General features: G+C 54.8%; 10 protein-coding genes. 4 read left to right on the top strand and 6 right to left on the bottom strand.

The features are described from left to right. Positions 1-69: 69 nt before the first annotated feature. Positions 70-6,015 carry a sortase gene (locus tag IPM31_11800; GenBank protein MBK9007665.1) on the bottom strand — a complete coding sequence of 1,982 codons (5,946 nt, stop codon included), beginning with the start codon at positions 6,013-6,015 and terminating at the stop codon, positions 70-72. A 433-nt stretch (positions 6,016-6,448) separates the two neighbouring features. Here IPM31_11800 and IPM31_11795 point away from each other — a divergent pair, with 433 nt between their 5' ends. From IPM31_11795 to IPM31_11785, 3 genes are all read left to right on the top strand, one after another. Beyond that, on the top strand, positions 6,449-7,981 hold the full coding sequence (locus IPM31_11795; protein MBK9007664.1) for a PAS domain-containing protein: 1,533 nt from the start codon (positions 6,449-6,451) through the stop codon (positions 7,979-7,981). Positions 7,982-8,451: 470 nt separating this feature from the next. Continuing rightward, on the top strand, positions 8,452-10,257 hold the full coding sequence (gene pepF, locus IPM31_11790; protein MBK9007663.1) for an oligoendopeptidase F: 1,806 nt from the start codon (positions 8,452-8,454) through the stop codon (positions 10,255-10,257). A gap of 251 nt (positions 10,258-10,508) precedes the next feature. Continuing rightward, positions 10,509-11,864, top strand: a complete 1,356-nt coding sequence (locus tag IPM31_11785) for a hypothetical protein (protein MBK9007662.1) — start codon at positions 10,509-10,511, stop codon at positions 11,862-11,864. A gap of 44 nt (positions 11,865-11,908) precedes the next feature. Here the strand turns inward: IPM31_11785 and IPM31_11780 are convergent, their stop codons facing one another. After that, positions 11,909-13,012 (bottom strand): DUF1669 domain-containing protein, encoded by a 1,104-nt coding sequence (locus IPM31_11780; protein ID MBK9007661.1) that lies wholly within the window; start codon positions 13,010-13,012, stop codon positions 11,909-11,911. Further along, on the bottom strand, positions 12,996-14,087 hold the full coding sequence (locus IPM31_11775) for a DUF2652 domain-containing protein (GenBank protein ID MBK9007660.1): 1,092 nt from the start codon (positions 14,085-14,087) through the stop codon (positions 12,996-12,998). The genes IPM31_11780 and IPM31_11775 overlap by 17 nt, the downstream gene beginning before the upstream one ends. Positions 14,088-14,234: 147 nt before the next feature. Between IPM31_11775 and murJ the strand changes: the two genes are divergently transcribed. Beyond that, complete coding sequence (gene murJ, locus IPM31_11770) at positions 14,235-15,851, top strand: murein biosynthesis integral membrane protein MurJ (protein ID MBK9007659.1); 1,617 nt, start codon at positions 14,235-14,237, stop codon at positions 15,849-15,851. Positions 15,852-15,855: 4 nt separating this feature from the next. On the opposite strand, the gene IPM31_11765 is transcribed toward murJ, so the two are convergent. The 3 genes from IPM31_11765 to xseA all read right to left on the bottom strand — a co-directional run bounded on the left by IPM31_11765 (position 15,856) and on the right by xseA (position 17,907). Further along, complete coding sequence (locus IPM31_11765) at positions 15,856-16,302, bottom strand: divergent PAP2 family protein (GenBank protein MBK9007658.1); 447 nt, start codon at positions 16,300-16,302, stop codon at positions 15,856-15,858. Between the two features lie 2 nt (positions 16,303-16,304). Further along, on the bottom strand, positions 16,305-16,556 hold the full coding sequence (locus IPM31_11760) for an exodeoxyribonuclease VII small subunit (protein MBK9007657.1): 252 nt from the start codon (positions 16,554-16,556) through the stop codon (positions 16,305-16,307). 136 nt (positions 16,557-16,692) lie between these two features. Beyond that, positions 16,693-17,907, bottom strand: coding sequence for an exodeoxyribonuclease VII large subunit (gene xseA, locus IPM31_11755; protein ID MBK9007656.1), 1,215 nt, complete (start codon positions 17,905-17,907; stop codon positions 16,693-16,695). Positions 17,908-17,937 lie beyond the last annotated feature (30 nt).

The following is a 17,937-nucleotide window of genomic DNA, read 5'->3' as shown; positions in this document are numbered from 1 at the left end:
GCGACGGAAGTGCAAGAATATTAACACAAAATGGCTGGCGCGCGCCAGCCATTTTGTTAAAGTATCAGATTACCGATCGGCGGCGGTCACATCCACCAACACGGCTTTGACCATGACCCAGTGTTTGTAGGCGCCTGTTTTGATATCGTACTGGTCGCAGGTGAGCAAGGTCAGCATGGGCTCATCGGCATGCTCGAGAACGCCAACCGAGTGCGGCTGGACAACCTCTTTGGAGATCACCTGATAGGTATAGAGATAGCCGGAGTTATAGACGTACACGTACGCGCCTTTAACCACATACTTCAAACGATAGAAGACGCCGGGTTTGCCGTCTGCCCCAACCACGTGACCACTGATGACGCTGTTGCCGCTCCAAGTGGGATAGGCGGTCTCTTCCAGCCACCCAGCCTGATTCTGCAACCACGAGGCGTCCCACATCCCGTCTTTGAAATCCATACCCACGATCGGCGCGGACATCTTGATGGACGGAATCTTAATGGTCAGGTTGGACGAGTCGTAGGTGGGCTTCGTGGCAACATCCAGCGGGGTGACGGTATCCGGGGCAAAGCCGAAACCGCCGGAGACGAGGATGAAGGGACCCGTGCCGCTCTTTGCGGTCGTATTACCGCCCCCGCCCCCGCCACCTCCGCCGTTGCCGACGGGGTTCAACACGAGGTTATCGCTATCGCCGTAGATCGTGTTGATCGGGTTCGGACTGGCAGGGTCGTAGAAACGTTCGGTGGCAAATCCATTGGGCGGGTTGGAGAATGAATCCGGCGTTTCCTGCGGACCAAGCTCGCTGGTCCATTGAACGTTGGCTACATTGGTGATGGTCGTGCCCGGTGTCAGAGTCGCGCTGCCGGTTACCTGGAAGCGGATGATCAACCGGTCTGTGGTGGGCAGGCGAGTGAAAGCGCTCCATTCGCCGATGATCGTATTCGTTGGCGCATCATACGCGCAGTTCACGAGCGCGGCATCCTGGTCGCCGTCAGTGCATATGATCGAACCGGCGACATAATCCAACCCGGCCGGTATCGGGTCTGTCACCAACACATCGAACGCGTCGGCGAGACTGTTGGCAGTGTGAGATATGGTCAGCGTAAAGTCTACCGGTGTACCTGCCGCCACAAAGTTCGTGCTCGATGATTTCACGATCTGCAAGTCTGGCTCGATCAGAGTCACCTGGCGCGACACCGGTCCAAGCGTGCCGTTGCTGGAGGTGAACACCGCGCTATTGTTGAGAACCGTTTGATTATTGAGCGTGCCGCGATTGGATGGAATGTCGAGAACGATGGCGCGGTAGGTGATGGTCAGGGTGGCGTCGGCTTGACCGGAGTTGACGATATTGCCCAGCGAGAAAACAACCTGGCGATCTATATCTTCCGGCAAACCTGTGCCCGTATCGTTAGTCGTCACGTTATTGGCGCAGATCGTTGAAAAATCACCCGGCGCGACACTGGTTGTCAATGTAGCCGCCGAGGCGGTTACGCTGACGCAGTCAAACAGGGCAAGCCCGCGATCCATCGTGTCGGTGACGACAGCGTTGTCGTACGCGCCGGCCACAGACGGCGGGATTGTCACCACCACCTGATATGTTACCAGTTCGCCGATGGTGAGAGTCGACGGATTAACCGTTTTCAGAATTCCGTTGTTTGCCTGCACAAACCCAAAGTCAACGGTGGGATTGCGCGTGGTTCCATTGTTTTGGGTAACTGTATTGTTGTTCAACGCGCCCGCGTTGCCCGGTGTAAGCGTGACAATCGCGCTTGAGACAACCCCGGCGCCGGTGCCGATGCCGTTATCGTTATTGTCGCGGTTGATGTTGGGGTTGGCGTTGTCGGTAGAGTCGAATGTGTCGATCGTGCTGGTATACCCGGCAGGTCCCGTCACACGGACAATATAGTCGCCTTGCGGCAAACCGCTGAACAGGTAGTTTCCATTGACATCAGTTAACACGCCGCCCGGCGCGTCGTCTGCCGTGCCGAGGATGCCATCGGGACCAACATTGATTTCCGTCACACCGTCCGCGGCGAATAGTTGCACGCGCGCGCCTTGCAGAGGTACATCGCCCGCATCGAACGTGCCATTGTTATTTACATCTTCAAAGACCAGGTTACCCAGTTCGAGGCGATAGAAACCAAAGTCCACGGTCATGTTGGCGCGTTGGTCGATGTTGCCTTGACCGGTGGGTGAAAGGTCGAGTTCGTTGGCTGGCTCGGAAAGACCGGGTCCCAAGGCGACGACGCTACTGACTACGGCGCCCGCAAACGTCCCTGCGGTTTGAAGCGTGCCGTTGTCATCATCGTCGGTATCGTTATCGGCTGGCGCGGCAACAGTCTCGCTCGTTGTGCCGTTATTATTGATCGTTGTGGCGCTGCTCCAGTAGCCCACCAACGCGCTGCCCGCTCCGCCCGGTGAGAAGTTGTCGGCAGGGATGACGACCGAGTAATCGCCGGCGGGGAGTCCGTCGAAACGATAATAGCCGTTGGCGTCGGTGGTGGTTGTGGCAACAAGCGTATAGTTGCCAAGCGCGTCGACAGAGTACAACTCGACGATCACGCCCGCCACGCCCACTTCCACGCCGTTGTCTCGCGCACTGTCGTTATCGGTGTCGAACCAGACGCGGTTGCCGATGCTGTAAGATGGCACGAAACCAAAATCGACGGTCATGTTGGCGCGCGAATCGGGAGCGCCCTGCCCGGCGAAGGGACCGCCGGTGGGAATATCCGGTTCATTGGTCGGTTCGGCGGGGCCGGGAGGACCGAGCACAATGTTGTTACTGCGGATGCCATTGAGCACATCGGGTACCGTCCCGATACCGTTGTCGGTCTGATCGACGTCCACATTGGGATTGGTTTCATCCGGTGTGCTGCTTGCCAGGCTGAACAACGGGTTGCCCGAGTTGAAGTTCGCGGCGGGAATTTCAACTACATAACCGCCCGCGCGCAAATTATCGAAACGATAATATCCGTCGGCGTCTGTGGTCACTGTTGCGAGGATGGGTCCATCGGGGATGTTGTCGCCGTTATCGTCGCGATAGAGATTCACCACGACGTTCGCGATTCCAACCTCCGCCCCATCCTGGATACCATTGTCAGCGCCACCGCCGCCTGTGCCATCGTCCAACCACACGCGGTTGCCGAGGCTGTAGGTGCCGGTGAATCCGAAATCGTAAGTGTGATTATTGTCGCCGGGCGCGCCGGTCGTCACAGTCACCACGGCATTTGTGCCGACTGGCGTTCCATCTGAATCGCGCTGGTCTTCTGTGTTTCCGTTCGCGTCGTTGGTGGTGAGAGTCAAGCCGCTCAACGCCGGCTGTCCCAACGGAATGCGCACTTCATATTGCGAATTCGGCAACAAGCCGGTGGTCAGCGAACTGAAAATATAATTTCCATTCGCATCGGTCGTAGTTGTTGCAACCAGGTTGCCGTTTTGGTCATACAGCTCAACCGTCACGCCTGCCAGCGGAGTTTCTCCCGCATCTTGAATGCCGTCGTTATCCGCATCCAGCCAGACGCGGTTGCCGATCTCGATGGGAGCGGCAAAGCAGAAGCCTTCGATATCGCCCAAACCTGCGGCTTTACCGAAGGTAGTCGCCCCGCCGCCCGCGTCGATGCCAAACACTTCGTATGCGCGCGAACGGTCACCGGTCAGGTTGTTGAACCAGGCAATACCGCCCGCCCGCAATTCAAATGGATCAAAGACCGATACCGCGATCTCGTTCGTGCCGGGGATCATCAACAAACCGCCCAATGTGGTTTCATGATGGATGCCGCCGTTCAGATCGGTGCTGGGGGGATGCATTTCCTGCCAGTAGTATTCGCCTCCGCCCGGACCTTGCGCCGGGGCGCTACCGGCTCCGCCCGTGGTAACACTTCCGCATGTGGCGTTGTTTTCGAGGATGAAGCCACCGCCGCCGTTACTGCACAAGCGGATCGTATCCCCGGCAGATACGCCTTCATAGGTCGTCACCGGGTTGGTCGCCGGGATGTTGACTACAGCCGGCGCGTAGGTATCTTTGTTATACAAAGTCACTGTGCCCCATGGGTCTGCTGTGGCAAAGTTGGCATTACCCGTTTGATGCCCGAGACGGTCCATGAAGCCGAGGATCAAATCGCCATTGACGTCGAACTCGATATCCGAAAGCACCGGTTGCGGGTAAATGATTTGCTTCCCAAACGCCAGGTCGGCTACGGAGGCGCACGGCGCGGCGCACAATGACGTCATGGTTGGGATCCAGGGGCGCCACTCCGCCGGGAAGCCGGTTACAGGATTGCCGACAAAGGCCGGGTTGGTTACAAACCCGCGCGGGTAATTCAGGGGAATATCGATAACAAGTGAAAACGCGCCGGGCGCGGCTTCGCTCATGCTCAAAACATATGCCCGCAAATTATTCACGTTTTGCGTACTCTCGGCGGAACAGACCACGCCAACATAGACGTTGCCGCGTGAAATTTCCACCGCCCACGGACGAATGTCACCGGCAGGGCAGGCTGTCGCTCCCGCCGGCAAAGTAATGGGGTATGCAGTCAGATCGGCGACTGTGGGAGTGACAGGCGGATTGCCAACGTTGATAGCGTATAAAGTTTGGTTGGCAAGATTCATCACCCAGAGGGTAGTGTCGTTCGAGCCCATGTCCATATCGCCGATGGAAACTTTGCCAACCGCGTCCCAGGCGTTGGGATCTGTATTCGGCAATGATGAGGTGGGACCCAAGCCGCGCGCGGCATTCGACCCTAACGACCCAGCCCCGGTGGGAATGCCCAAAGTGGCTAGATCAACAAACAATGTCGGAGCGGAACCGGCGCCTGTGTTCGGATTCAAAACGAGAGAGTAAATCGCTCCCGCGCCGTTCGGTCCCAAACCCATGTGACGTTTTGCCAACGCCCCGGCGAAGACCGTCCCCGTTGCGCGCTGGAAAGCCAAGCCCCACGTGGCGCCGATTTGAGATCCGGTGGCAAGCGTATTCTCGATGGTGTTGTCTTCGCGCCCATACGCATCGTAGGGGATGGAGATCAAAACATTTGCCGATCCAGCAGTGCCGCCGCCGAGAGGGTCTCCATTGATATAGCAAGGCGAAACGAGCCAGGGGTTATTCTGGCAATACTCATCCGGCTTTGCCAAGCCCATATCCACTGCCGCGGCGGGGCTGGTGACAAACTGAACGGTCGTTCCCGAATCGACGCCGAACGCGCCGGGGCGCAGGTTGGACGGGATGTTGGTAAATTCAATGCGTAACTGCGTGCCGTCCGCGATCCCCGCAAAAGAATAATTGCCATTTGCGTCCGTAGTGGTGGTAGCGACAACTGCGCCTGCCGCGTTATACGCTGTGATGGTTACGCCCGGCACGCCCACATCGCCCTGCTCACGCACGCCGTTATCGTTGTAATCTGTAAACACTACGCCAGAGACGGTATTCGGATCTGCGCTCACGATGGTGAGTTGCGCGCGGTTGTAGGTTCCAACATCGCCGTTCCGGGTATCGCAAAGTGAGAGAGTCCAGTTTCCAACCGCGTTTTCGCCTTTGAAGTTGACGAGCGCTTCAAACGGGCGCGCATTGCGATCGTAGAAAGGCGCAGCCACATCGTCGTTATCGTTGTCGTACAACGAATTGATGCTTGAATCATCGAGCAACACATCGTAATTATCGTAATCATCCGGGCTGGCGACCACAGGATTGCCCAACCCCGCGCCGGAAATCAAAACAACTGTGGTGCCGGCTGGCGAAGTTAGGGTGGCTCGCGCATCGCTTCGACGCGGGTGGGAAATATTCAAGCCGATGTTGACATCCCCAATAATGATCGGCGTCGGCGAGCCGACGGTGATCGTCCGATTCGTGCAATTCGGCGCTGGGGGCGCGTCGGGAATCAACACCGCGGCGACGGGAATATCATCTATAGTTGTAGTAAGCGCCAGGGCGGGTTTAACGCCTGTCCCAAGCGCGCCCAAAACTAAAACTAATATGACCAGCAATGTCAGGATTTTGGAGAACGAGCGAGCAATAGGATAGTTCATCTTCTCTCACCTTACAAATTACTTACAGAATCGGATTTTTGTATTATATCTTACCTATTTGAGAAATGGCGACGAATTTCCCAACTGAGCGAAAAGTTCGCGCCTCCAGCCCAAGCGGCACTCTGCCGATGGTCGGAGCAAGATCAATGAAAAGCGCCGCCAGCAAATCGTTGCAGTGGAATCCAAAGATCATATTTCGAAGTGAACAACAACAGAGTAATCACCGGCTGAACCATCAACTCTACAGCTTGCATCGGAGCATTGAACGCGAACTGCGTATAAAAAAGCCCGTTTGCAAGGGAGATGTTTCGGTGCCAGCCAAAACTTTCCCCAAGCAGGTACAATCTGTTCGCTCGTCAAGACGAAACTTTACCATAAAAGATACAACACACCTCTTACAGTAGTGATTTGAGAGGGGTGATAAAATCACCCAATGCTCCCAGATTTCAGAGTCAGACAGCGCGACTACCTCCTCGAACTCTCGCGCGCGCTTACGCAAGAACTCGACCTCGAAAAACTCCTCGCGCGGATTTTGCTGATCGCCGTTGAAATGCTCGCGGGACAGGCTGGCATCATCGCGCTCAAAGAACGGGATGGCTGGCGCGTCGCCGCCGCCCATGGGATTGCCCCGGCTTTCCTCAGCTACCTCACCCCCCTGCTGGCTGACGAAGACATGCGCGAGTTGGATGTGATGGAACTCAACCGCATGTTGAAAGAGTTGACGTACACCGCCAGCATGGGACTGCTCAACGGCACCGCGCTCGCGCTTGTTGCCCACAGACAGGTGATCGGTGTCATCTTTATTTTCCGAAATTATGAAGGTGGATTCACTCCGAACGACCGCGTCATCCTACAATCCTTTGCAGACCAAGCCGCGATTGCCGTGTACAACGCGCAACTGTACGGACAGGTCTCGTACGAAAAGCAACGACTCGACGCGCTGCTCGACTCCGCCGCGGATGGGATCATCATCCTCAACGCGGACCTGACCATCGAGCGCGTCAACGACGCCTTTGAGCGAATCTACGGGAAGACTCACGCCGAACTTGTGAACATTCCTCACAATGATGTGATCCGTTGGGATGGCGATCCGCAAGGATCGACACTGGATGAAGCGATGACAAACGGCTGGCCCCTCACACCAAATGCAACGTTGTACGTGGAGGGTGATCTTGAACGCGACCTACCACCAACATTGCCAGTCGGGGTCACGTACGCCCCATTACTTTCGTCAGATGGGAAACTTCGCAACATCATTGTCAGCGTGCGCGACATTACACACTTCAGAACAGCGGATGAACTCAAAGCAACGTTTATCTCGATAGTGAGTCACGAACTACGGACGCCTGTCGCGTTGATAAAGGGATACGCGTCCACGCTTCGGCGCGACGATGCAAAATGGGACAAGCGCACGATCAGCGACTCGCTGGCGGTGATCGAAGAGGAGGCAGACCGCCTGAGCAAGATGGTTGATGATCTGCTCGACGCGTCTCGCTTGCAGGCGGGCGGGTTGAGTCTGAATCGAGCAGATGTTTCGCTCCCCGCGTTGGCAAAACGAATCGCCGAGAAATTTTCGACGCAATCGAAGAATCACACTATCGTCACCGACTTCCCTGAGAATTTCCCCATCGTGCTGGCGGATGAAACACGCATCGAGCAAGTCATTGCTAATCTTGTATCCAATTCTTTGAAGTATGCGCCGAAAGGCGAGATCAAGATCAGCGGCACGGTGTACCCCGAACAAGTTGTGATCTGCGTATCCGATGAAGGCGCGGGGATCGATGCAAAAGATTTGCCACACATCTTCGACCGATTCTATCGCTCGACGAAAGCGGTCAAGCAGACAAAGGGCGCGGGGCTGGGACTGTATCTCGCGCGCGCGATCGTCGAGGCGCACGGCGGGAGGATTTGGGCAGATCCCAAGCCCGATGCAGGGGCGCGGATTTGTTTTTCGTTAGTCAGGTAATTCTTTTTCATCTACAACTTGTTTTCCTAATGACACTTTGCAATTTAATAACTTACTTACGCAGTTAACTCCGTAACGCGAGATTTATCTCGCATATTAGGCTGTTCTCGCGCAAGAGCGACATAAATGTCGCATTACGAAAACCAAATCGATTTCATCAGTTAATAATTCATCTTACGCAGTCACAACTCCGAAGGAGTGAAATGATTATAGAGGGCGCATAAAATCGGACGCGCCCAACCCCGAAGGGGTGTCATGGGTTTTCTATGAAGGCATATCATCCCTTCGGGATTTGATGGTGAATGGTTCATTTTCTACAATTCTGCCATCCCTTCGGGATTGAACGCGCACTACGCAAAGGTTATTTACTGGGAGAGGGGAACCGTCAGGGTGGTAAAATTTGAACGAAAGCCGACTCAAGCCGACCCTGAGAAGGACGCGGGGTTACATCCAGAAAAGGAAAATTAATCATGGCGAACACAATCCCTCTTCGAAGCAAGATCAATAAAAAATTTACGTGGAATGCCGAGAGCGTTTTTAAATCCGCGAAGGAATGGGAGGCGGAGGTTGCCGCGATTTTGGCGGACTTGCCGAACGTGAAAAAGTTCGAGGGCAGGCTCGGCGAAAGCGCGGACGTGTTGCTCGAGGGGATGCGCGCGGTGGAGGCGCTGGCGAACCGCACGTATAAAATTTTTATGTATGCGGGGTTTTCGTATTCGGTGGATACGACGAATCAAAAATCTGCGGCGTTGTTTGGCAAGGCGCAAGGCGTGGGGGGACAAGTCTTTGGCGGGCTTTCTTTTGTTAATCCCGAATTGATCGCGATGGGAAAAGCCAAACTCGACGAGTGGATGAAGGGCAACGAAAAACTTGCGGTGTATCGGCACAGTTTTGAAGATTTGTTCCGACAACAGGCGCATGTGCGTTCGGGCGAAGTGGAAGAATTGCTCGGCATGGTCGGCGACCCGTTCAGCGGCGCGCAAAATAGTTCGAGCATGTTGGTGAATGCCGATTTCAAATTCGCGCCCGCGAAAGACAAGAAGGGCAGGAAGTTCGAGGTGACGCAGGGGAGTCTTGCCTTATTGGAACATCCAGATCGCAAAGTGCGGCAGAGCGCGTTCGAGAGTTACATGGACAAACATCTCGAATTCAGAAACACGCTCGCGGCGAACCTCAACACTTCGATCAAGAACAATATCTTCAACATGCGCGCGCGGAAGTTCGACACGTCTCTGCAAGCCTCGCTGTTCGGACTCAACATCCCCGAATCGGTTTTTCATAACCTGATCAACACGTTCAAAAAGAAATTGCCTGTGTGGCATCGCTACTTTGAATTGCGCCGCAAGGCGTTAGGTCTGCGCGACGTGACGTATTACGATATGTGGGCGCCGATCGTCAAAAGCAAGCCGAAAGTTCCGTACACCAAAGCGGTCGATCTCATTTCTGAAAGTCTCGCGCCGCTCGGCAAAGAATATGTGGATGTGTTGCGGCAGGGTTGTCTCAAAGACCGCTGGGTGGATATTTACCCGAACAAAGGCAAACAGAACGGCGCGTTCTCATGGGGCATCGCGCCCGACACGCATCCCTTCATTATGATGTCGTACACCGATGAAGTGGGAAGCATGAGCACGCTCGCCCACGAACTCGGTCACTCGATGCACTCGTACCTCACGGGTCAAAACCAACCGCGCGTGTACAACAATTACTCGCTGTTCGTAGCGGAGGTCGCGTCGAATTTCAATCAGGCGATGATGCGCGGTCACTTGCTCAAGACGGTGAAAGATAAAAACTTGTTGATCGCGTTGATCGAAGAAGCGGTGGGACACAACTTCTTCCGCTACTTCTTCCAGATGCCGACTCTGGCGCGCTTCGAGTTAGAGACTCATCAACGCGTCGAACGCGGCGAAGCGCTGACCGCCGACTCGATGCAGGAACTGATGGCGGATCTCTTCGCGGAGGGATTCGGTCCCAAAGTGAAAGTGGATCGCCCGCGCGTCGGCATGATCTGGTCTACATTCGCGCATCTTTTCTCGGACTACTATGTCTACTCGTACGCGACGGGCATTTCTGGCGCCCACGCCCTCGCGGGACGAATCCTGCGCGGTGAGCCGAACGCGGCGCAAGATTATCTCGGCTTCTTGAAATCAGGTTCATCACTGTATCCGCTGGATGTGTTGAAAAAAGCAGGCGTTGATCTCGCATCGCCCAAGCCAGTGGAGGAGACGTTTGCTGTGATGGAGAGTTATATTGATCGGCTTGAGGAGTTGGTTGGGTAGTTAGATAGTTTTGTAGTTGGGTAGTTTTATAGTTAGATAGTTCGCTGGTTGAGTAGTCCCGCGCGCGCTGAGCGGAGCGGTAGCGAAGACGAAGCATCGCGGGACGTATCAAAACCAGCAGTAACTTGAAAATAAAACGCTTGAATCGAACTCGGTGGTTTCGATACGTTCCTCGCTGTCACTCGGAACTACTCAACCACCGACTATAATAAAAATCGTAAATCTAAAATCGGAAATCGGAAAATCGTAGAATGCCTCAAACACAAATCGCATGTCCTAATTGCCGCCAGATGATCGCGGCGAACGTTGAACAACTCTTTGATGTGACGCAAGACCCGCAAGCCAAACAGCGACTGCTGGGCGGCGTTTCAAATATGGCGCGTTGTCCGCATTGCGGGTTTCAGGGACGACTCGCCACGCCGATCGTCTATCACGACAACGACAAAGAATTGCTCCTCACCTTCTTCCCGCCTGAGTTGAACGTGCCGCTGAACGAGCAGGAGAAGATCATCGGTCCGCTCATCAAGAAGATCACGGATAGTCTGCCCGCCGAAAAGCGGAAAGGGTATCTGCTCAATCCCTCCCCCAACTTGACGTACGAGTCAATGATCAAAGTGATTCTCGGCAAGGATGGCGTCACGCCTGAGATGCTCAAGGCGCAACAAGATCGCGTGCAGATCGTCGAGCGACTCATCCAAGCCAGTTCGGCGGATGTGCGGAGCGAGATCATCAAACAAAACAGCGCGTTGTTCGATGAGCAATTCTTCGCGCTGTTCAGCCGTCTCGCGCAGGGAGCAATGCAAAGCGGACAGGACACCATCGGCAAACAACTCGCGGATGTGCAACGTCAACTGCTCGACGAGACCGAGTTCGGGCGCGGGTTGCGCGAGTCGGTTGGGGAACTGGAGACAGCCCAAAAGTCCCTGCAAGAGGCGGGGCAAAGTCTCACGCGCGAAAAACTGCTGGACTTCGTCTTAGAGTCCCCGAATGACGCGCGTCTGCGCGGCTACGTCACCTTGGCGCGGCAGGGAATGGATTATCAATTCTTCCAACTGCTCACCGAAAAAATCGACAAGGCGAGCGGCGATGAAAAGGCGCGACTCGAATCGATCCGCGAGAAGTTGCTTCAATACACGGATGAGATGGATAAGCAGATCGAAGCGCGTTACAAACAGGCGCAAGAGTTTGTCGAGTCGCTTCTTGCGCAGGAGGATATTGTCAAAGCCGTGCGCGATAATCTCGACGGCTTCACACAAGATTCAGTTGACTTGGTGAATCAAATGTTGCGGCAGGCGTCTGAGAAAAACGATTACACGCGCATGGGCAAACTGCAAAAGATGGTGGAAGTGCTACGCGAAGTTTCGACTCCGCCCGAAGTGGCGCTCGTTGAACAATTGCTCGACGCGCCCGATGAGGCGGCTGTCGAAAACATGTTGGAAGCGAACAAGGCGATGGTCAATGACCAGTTCATGCAAGCATTGATCGGACTGGTCGGGCAAGTGGATCAAGCCGCAGAACAAGGCAATCCCGAAGCGAAGGCGCTGGGCGAGAAAATTAACGCGATCTACAAGACCGCGTTGAAGTTTTCGATGAAACAGAATATGTGACAGAAGACCTCACAGGTCTTGCAGACCTGTGAGGTCTTTATTTTTTAATCGTGAGCAACTTTCCACACGCGTTCAAACTCCATCAAAAATTGCTGGGCTATCGCTTCGTTATAAATGATAAGCAGGTTTTCGTCGTTGCGCGTTTCGGCGCTTTGCGAAAAGTTGTAGGAGCCAATCACCACAATGGACTCATCAATGATGAATACTTTGTGGTGCATCTGCCCTTCGATGCCGTCAATGCGGACATCCATCCCCGCTTGCTTGAACGGATCGAACTCCGTTCCCTGATTCGATGAGATTTGCTCTTCATCCATCACGCCTTTCACGGTGAGTCCATCCTCCGCTTTTTCGCGGACGATGTCGCCGAGGTCATTCGATGTGAACGAAAAGGCAAGGAAGTAGATGCTTTCCTCCGCGCCGCTCAACACAGCCGCCACTTGACTCTGCACGCCGTCGTCGGGGGAGAAAAAAGTGTCCACGCGCGTCGAATCAATCGTCAGTGTGGGATGAGGCGTTTCGGGAGTTGTGTTTTCGCCGAAGCGGTTATCCAGAAACATTTCATCAAATTCTTTTGTGTAGTTCTCCGCCATCTTCGTGGAGAGGATGCGCATCAAACTATTGTCGTCGTCGTACGCGCCCGAGTCGGTGAAGTTCATCGAGCCAAGCCACACTTCGGACTTGTCGATCACCATGAACTTGTCGTGCATCAAGCCATCTTGTTTATCGCCGATGATCGGGATGCCCGCTTCGAGCAACTTTTCCACATCGGACGAATCCATGTTCGTGGACTCCATCACCATGCGGATCGTCACGCCGCGATCGTGCGCGTTCAACAACGCATTGCGGACGCTGTTCAACGTGAGGCTGTACGCGGCAACGTCAACGCTCAGCCGCGCCGCGTCAATCGCCGCGACGAGCGGCACATCCACGCCGCCCGTGCCTTGCGACGAGAACGGGTCAACGGGATCGGTGAAATATAACTCGAACCACGAGCCTTTCACGCCGTAGCCTGTTTGCAAGTCAATGGGCGTGAGTTCGGTTGAGGGAGTCGATGTTTCGGTGATCTCGATGTTGGGAGTTGATGTAGATGATCCGCAAGAAGAGATCAACAAGCATATGACACAAAGCAAACTACGAATCTTTTGCATGCTCATCCCCAGCCATTTGCACGGCATTTTTCAGGAATTGGTCGTAATGCATTTGACGCAGTAAAAGAAAGCGCACGAGAGGACGCCGCAGAAAGCGCGGGAGCGGTAGATACATCACCATCGCATCGTGGACACGCGTCCCGCCGTCGGGCAGCGCTTCCAGCCGAATTGTCTCAGACATCTTTTTCTGTCCATTCTCAAACGAATCAATGGTGGAGTATTCGAATGGACGCCAATCGAGAGTCACTTCGGTGCTGGTGTTTTTTCCATGCGCGCAATGATTGCTTGCGCCTCTGCCCGCGCGCCCGCGCGGTCTATCGCCGACACTCCATTTGACATGACCCTGCATCCATAAGTTGCGCTTGAGCGGGTCTTGCATCCATTCCCACGTCACGGCGGGAGGCGTGGGGAAGTCAATGCGTACGATCACGTCCGCATCTTTTTCGTCAATCAAGATGCGGCGCGTTTCTGTGAGTTCTTTGTATCGCTGATGCAAGTCAATGTTGTAGGTTTTCACATCGCCTAAATGTTCGTACTCTTCCATCTGCACATGCGTGTTCTCAAGATTCAAATTCAAATGGTCGAGGCATCGTTCAGTGATCAGCATGTACGCCCGCCAACCCGTAGATTCAGTGACATGATTCTTCAACAACCGATGCGTGAGATTGACATCCGTGCCAACCATCTCGCGGATGTCTCGCACTTGTTGGATCACATAATCGCCGTGATGCGCGATGAATTTCAGGTCGAGCGTTGGGATGTTGCGGCACGCATTGCACGTACAGGTCGTTGCGCGCTTCATTGAAACTTGCTTGTCCCGAAACGTCACATATGTTGATTCCATCAACTCAAGGATCGTCTCGCCGCGCGTGATCCTTGATTCGGGGATGTACGCGAACACGGCGTCACCTTCCAACTTGTGCAACGTCAAAACCGTTTCGATCTTTTCGCAGATTGTCTCGAGCAGGTCAGAAAGTATTTCGTGCGAATGTTCCAACTCCGTTCCCGCGAGGAACGATGTGTATCCCGAAATATCGGCGATGACCAAATATCCGTGTTGGGTCACTACGCTCATAAGCATGATTATAATCCCGACCCCGACCCCCACCGCCGCTGAAGCGGCACCTCCCCCAAATTCCGCTTGCGAATTATGAATAATCATTCAAACTTTTTCTGCGGAATTTGGGGGAGGCTGGGAGGGGGTCGTTTATAATCTCCGCTCGTGACAACTTCCAACGCAAACAAACAGATCGCGCGCGCCGCGGGGACGGTGATGTTCGCGATCCTCTTCGGTCAACTCGCGGGACTCGCTCGCGGCATCCTCGTCGCGGACACATTCGGCGCCTCGCCCGAACTCGACGCGTTCTTCGCCGCGAACCGCGTCAGCGAGACTCTCTTCCTCCTCGTCGCGGGCGGCGCGCTTGGCTCGGCATTCATTCCGACGTTTACTGGACTGCTCGCCAAAGAGGATACGGATTCGGCATGGCGACTCGCCTCCGCGCTTGCGAACACGGTCACTCTCACCCTCAGCCTGCTCGCGGCATTAATAGCCTTGTTCGCCCCTCAAGTTGTCCGCTTCGCCCTCGCCCCTGGACTCTCTACTGACCCTCAACTTTTTTCGCTCACGGTATCACTTCTTCGCATTCAATTGATTTCAGCCGTCCTATTCGGCTTGGGTGGATTAATCGTCGGCATCCTCAACGCGCATCAAATCTTTCTCATCCCCGCGCTCACTCCCGCCATGTACCAACTCGGCATCATCTTCGGCGCAATCTTCCTCGCGCCCTCAATGGGAATTTATGGACTTGCTTGGGGAGTCGTCATCGGCGCGGTTTTATATCTCGTCGTACAAATTCCATCCATATGGAAACTCCTCACTGAACGCCAATTACTGATCACTGATTACTGGTCCCTTGGTCTTACTAACTCTCATGTTCGCAATGTCCTCCTCCTCATGCTCCCCCGCCTCCTCGGCGTCGCCGTCGTTCAACTCAACTTTTGGGTCAACACGAATCTCGCCTCTACAATGGAAGCAGGCAGTGTCGCCAGCCTCACATACGCATTCTCATTGATGCTCATGGCGCAAGCCGCGATTGCTCAATCGGTTGCGATTGCCGCCATGCCAACTTTTTCTGCACAGCACGCGCTCGGCAAAATAGACGAGATGCGCGCCTCGCTTGCCGCATCGCTTCGCGGAATCTTGTTGATGGCTGTCCCCGCCAGTGTGGGACTCATCCTCTTGCGCGGGCCGTTGATCTCATTCCTTTATCAACGCGGCGAATTCGATTCGCGCGATGTTCAACTCGTAGCGTGGGCATTGCTCTGGTTCGCGGCGGGACTCGTCGGTCACTCCATTATGGAGGTGTTGACGCGCGCCTTCTATGCACAGCAAGACACAAAGACCCCCGTCATCATCGGCACGATCGCGATGGGACTCAATGTGGTGTTCAGTATCTTATTTTCAAAATATTTCGCGTCAATTGGATGGTTTCCGCTTGGCGGACTTGCGCTCGCAAATTCACTCGCCACCGCGCTTGAGGCAATCGCGTTGTTCATCTTCATGCGAAAACGGTTGAATGGAATTGAAGGCAAGGCAATCGCAAACAGCGCGTGGAGAGTCGCGCTGGCGGCGCTGGGGATGGGAATCGGCTTAGAGGTGTGGACCCAGTCCACCCTAGGTCAGACGCGTTGGCTTGTCGCGTTGGGAGGGGTCGCGCTTGGGGGAGTCATTTATGTGGCGGGGGTAACGATTCTCAAAGTCCCAGAAATCCAAATTGTAATTAGGGCTGTAATGAGGACGCTTTCGCGGCTTCGTCGGACTGCGCCCTCCTCGCAATGACATTTCATTTCCAGATCATCCACTGACTCGTCGCGACGATGATGCCCAATAAAATTCCGCCCGCCACTTCGAGCGGCGTGTGACCGATCACTTCGCGCAAATCTTTTTCGCTGAAGATGTGCCCCTTCAACAATTCATCGAACAACACGTTGATGCGTTGCGCGTGGATGCCCGCCTGCTGGCGCACGCCCGCCGCGTCGTACGTGACGATCATCGTGATGGCAACGCCCAACGCGAACAATGGATTCGCAAAGCCGTGATACAAACCGATTGCGAGAGTCGTGGCGGTCATCAACGATGAATGCGAACTCGGCATCCCGCCTGTCGTGAGCATCAACGACCAGTTCCATTTGCGCGTGCGAAAAAAATCGAGCGGCAATTTGATGATCTGCGCGAGTATCCATGCGATGAGACCCGCGATCAGCGCTTTGTTTTGCAAAATATCCAACACACTCATTCAGACTCTTCCTCGAACGCGGACACATCGTCGCCCGCGACTTGCTTCACTTTGAGTTGCGCCGCCTCGAGCAAGACGCCACATCGCGCCGCCAGAGCCTGCCCGCGCTCAAAAAGTTTGATCGCCTCATCGAGTTGACTCTGCTCCCCTTCCAGCGTTTCGACGATCCCTTCAAGTTCAGCCAGCGCTTCTTCGTAGGTTAATTCTTCCACAGGTCTTTCTGATTTCTTGGTTGATGCTTTTGGCATAGTTATTCCTTTTCCGCGCTGAGCGGAGGGACGGCGCTTCTCCGTCCCGCAGACGAAGCGCAATTTGATTCAAATATTTGTTTGCCTGATAGCGCCCTTCGTCTACGAGACTTCGACTTACACTCAGTCTCTCCGCTCAGGGCGAGTGTTTGACTTCAAACTCTCCATCACTGACTCTAACTTTCATTTCATCACTCGCCTGCGCAACGCGGGATACAACACTGCCATCGTCTTTTCGCGTCACCACGGCATATCCGCGCGCCAACACCGCCAGCGGACTCAACGCTTCGAGTCGTTTGCGAGTCCCTTCGAGGTGTTTGCTTTCCAAAATTATACGATTGAACGCGGACGAAGACGCGCGGCGAGATAATTCATCCACGCGCTGGGATTCTGATTGGATGAGGCGCGAGGGAGAAAGATAGCGGAGTTGGGAGGCAAGTGAGTTTAGAGAGAATTGTTTTGAGGAGAGGGTTGTTAGTGTGTGGGTGAGAATTAGAGAATTGAGATTGGAGATTGTGGCGGCTAGGTCTTGGATCGTGATCTGGGTTGCGAGTTCCGCGGCGGCGGTGGGAGTTGGGGCGCGGAGGTCGGCGGCGAAATCGCAGAGGGTGAAGTCCGTTTCGTGACCGACGCCCGAAATGATCGGCACACTCGACGCGGCTACCGCGCGGACGACGCGTTCGTCGTTGAATGCCCAGAGATCTTCAATGGAGCCGCCGCCGCGGGCGAGGATAATTACATCGGAGGATTGGAGAATTGGAGAATTGATGGCTTTGACGAGGGCGGGAGGAGCTTCGTTTCCCTGCACGGGTGAGGGGGCGAGGACGACTTCAACGAGCGGCAAACGTCTACGCAGTGTGTTGAGCATATCGCGCAATGCCGCGCCTGTTGCGGAGGTGACGATCCCAATCTTGCGCGGCAGTTCAGGGATGGAACGTTTGCGTTCAGGGTCGAACAATCCCTCGGCTTCGAGTTGCGCTTTGAGGCGCATGAACTCTTGGTATAGCGCGCCCTCCCCCACAGGGCGGATCTGATCCGCGTAGAGTTGATATTGCCCTTGCGGTTCGTAGATGCCGATCTTGCCATGGACTTCCACTTCCATGCCGTCGCGCATCGCAAGGTTGAGTCGCGCCGCGCTGGTCTTCCACATCACACACTTCAACGAAGCGTTGGCATCCTTGAGAGTGAAGTACACATGTCCCGACGCGGGACGCGAGAGATTCGAGATCTCTCCCTGCACCCACACATCTTGAAGAATCTCGTTCTCCTCCAACAATTTGCGGATATGGAATGTCAGTTTGGAAACAGTGAATGTTTGCGGCGTTTGAGCGGGGAAAAGGGACGGTTGCATTGGTGGGAGGATAATCGAAAAAGGATGAAT

This window comes from Candidatus Defluviilinea gracilis (genome assembly GCA_016716235.1).
Taxonomy (GTDB): domain Bacteria; phylum Chloroflexota; class Anaerolineae; order Anaerolineales; family Villigracilaceae; genus Defluviilinea; species Defluviilinea gracilis.
This window is presented reverse-complemented; position numbering and strand designations above follow the sequence as displayed.

Excerpts from the sequence above, each read along its gene's own strand:
- pepF (MBK9007663.1), top strand. The coding sequence starts at position 8,452 with ATGGCGAACACAATCCCTCTTCGAAGCAAGATCAATAAAAAATTTACG.
- IPM31_11785 (MBK9007662.1), top strand. The coding sequence starts at position 10,509 with ATGCCTCAAACACAAATCGCATGTCCTAATTGCCGCCAGATGATCGCG.
- IPM31_11800 (MBK9007665.1), bottom strand. The coding sequence starts at position 6,015 with ATGAACTATCCTATTGCTCGCTCGTTCTCCAAAATCCTGACATTGCTG.
- IPM31_11760 (MBK9007657.1), bottom strand. The coding sequence starts at position 16,556 with ATGCCAAAAGCATCAACCAAGAAATCAGAAAGACCTGTGGAAGAATTA.
- IPM31_11775 (MBK9007660.1), bottom strand. The coding sequence starts at position 14,087 with ATGAGCGTAGTGACCCAACACGGATATTTGGTCATCGCCGATATTTCG.
- IPM31_11780 (MBK9007661.1), bottom strand. The coding sequence starts at position 13,012 with ATGCAAAAGATTCGTAGTTTGCTTTGTGTCATATGCTTGTTGATCTCT.
- xseA (MBK9007656.1), bottom strand. The coding sequence starts at position 17,907 with ATGCAACCGTCCCTTTTCCCCGCTCAAACGCCGCAAACATTCACTGTT.
- IPM31_11795 (MBK9007664.1), top strand. The coding sequence starts at position 6,449 with ATGCTCCCAGATTTCAGAGTCAGACAGCGCGACTACCTCCTCGAACTC.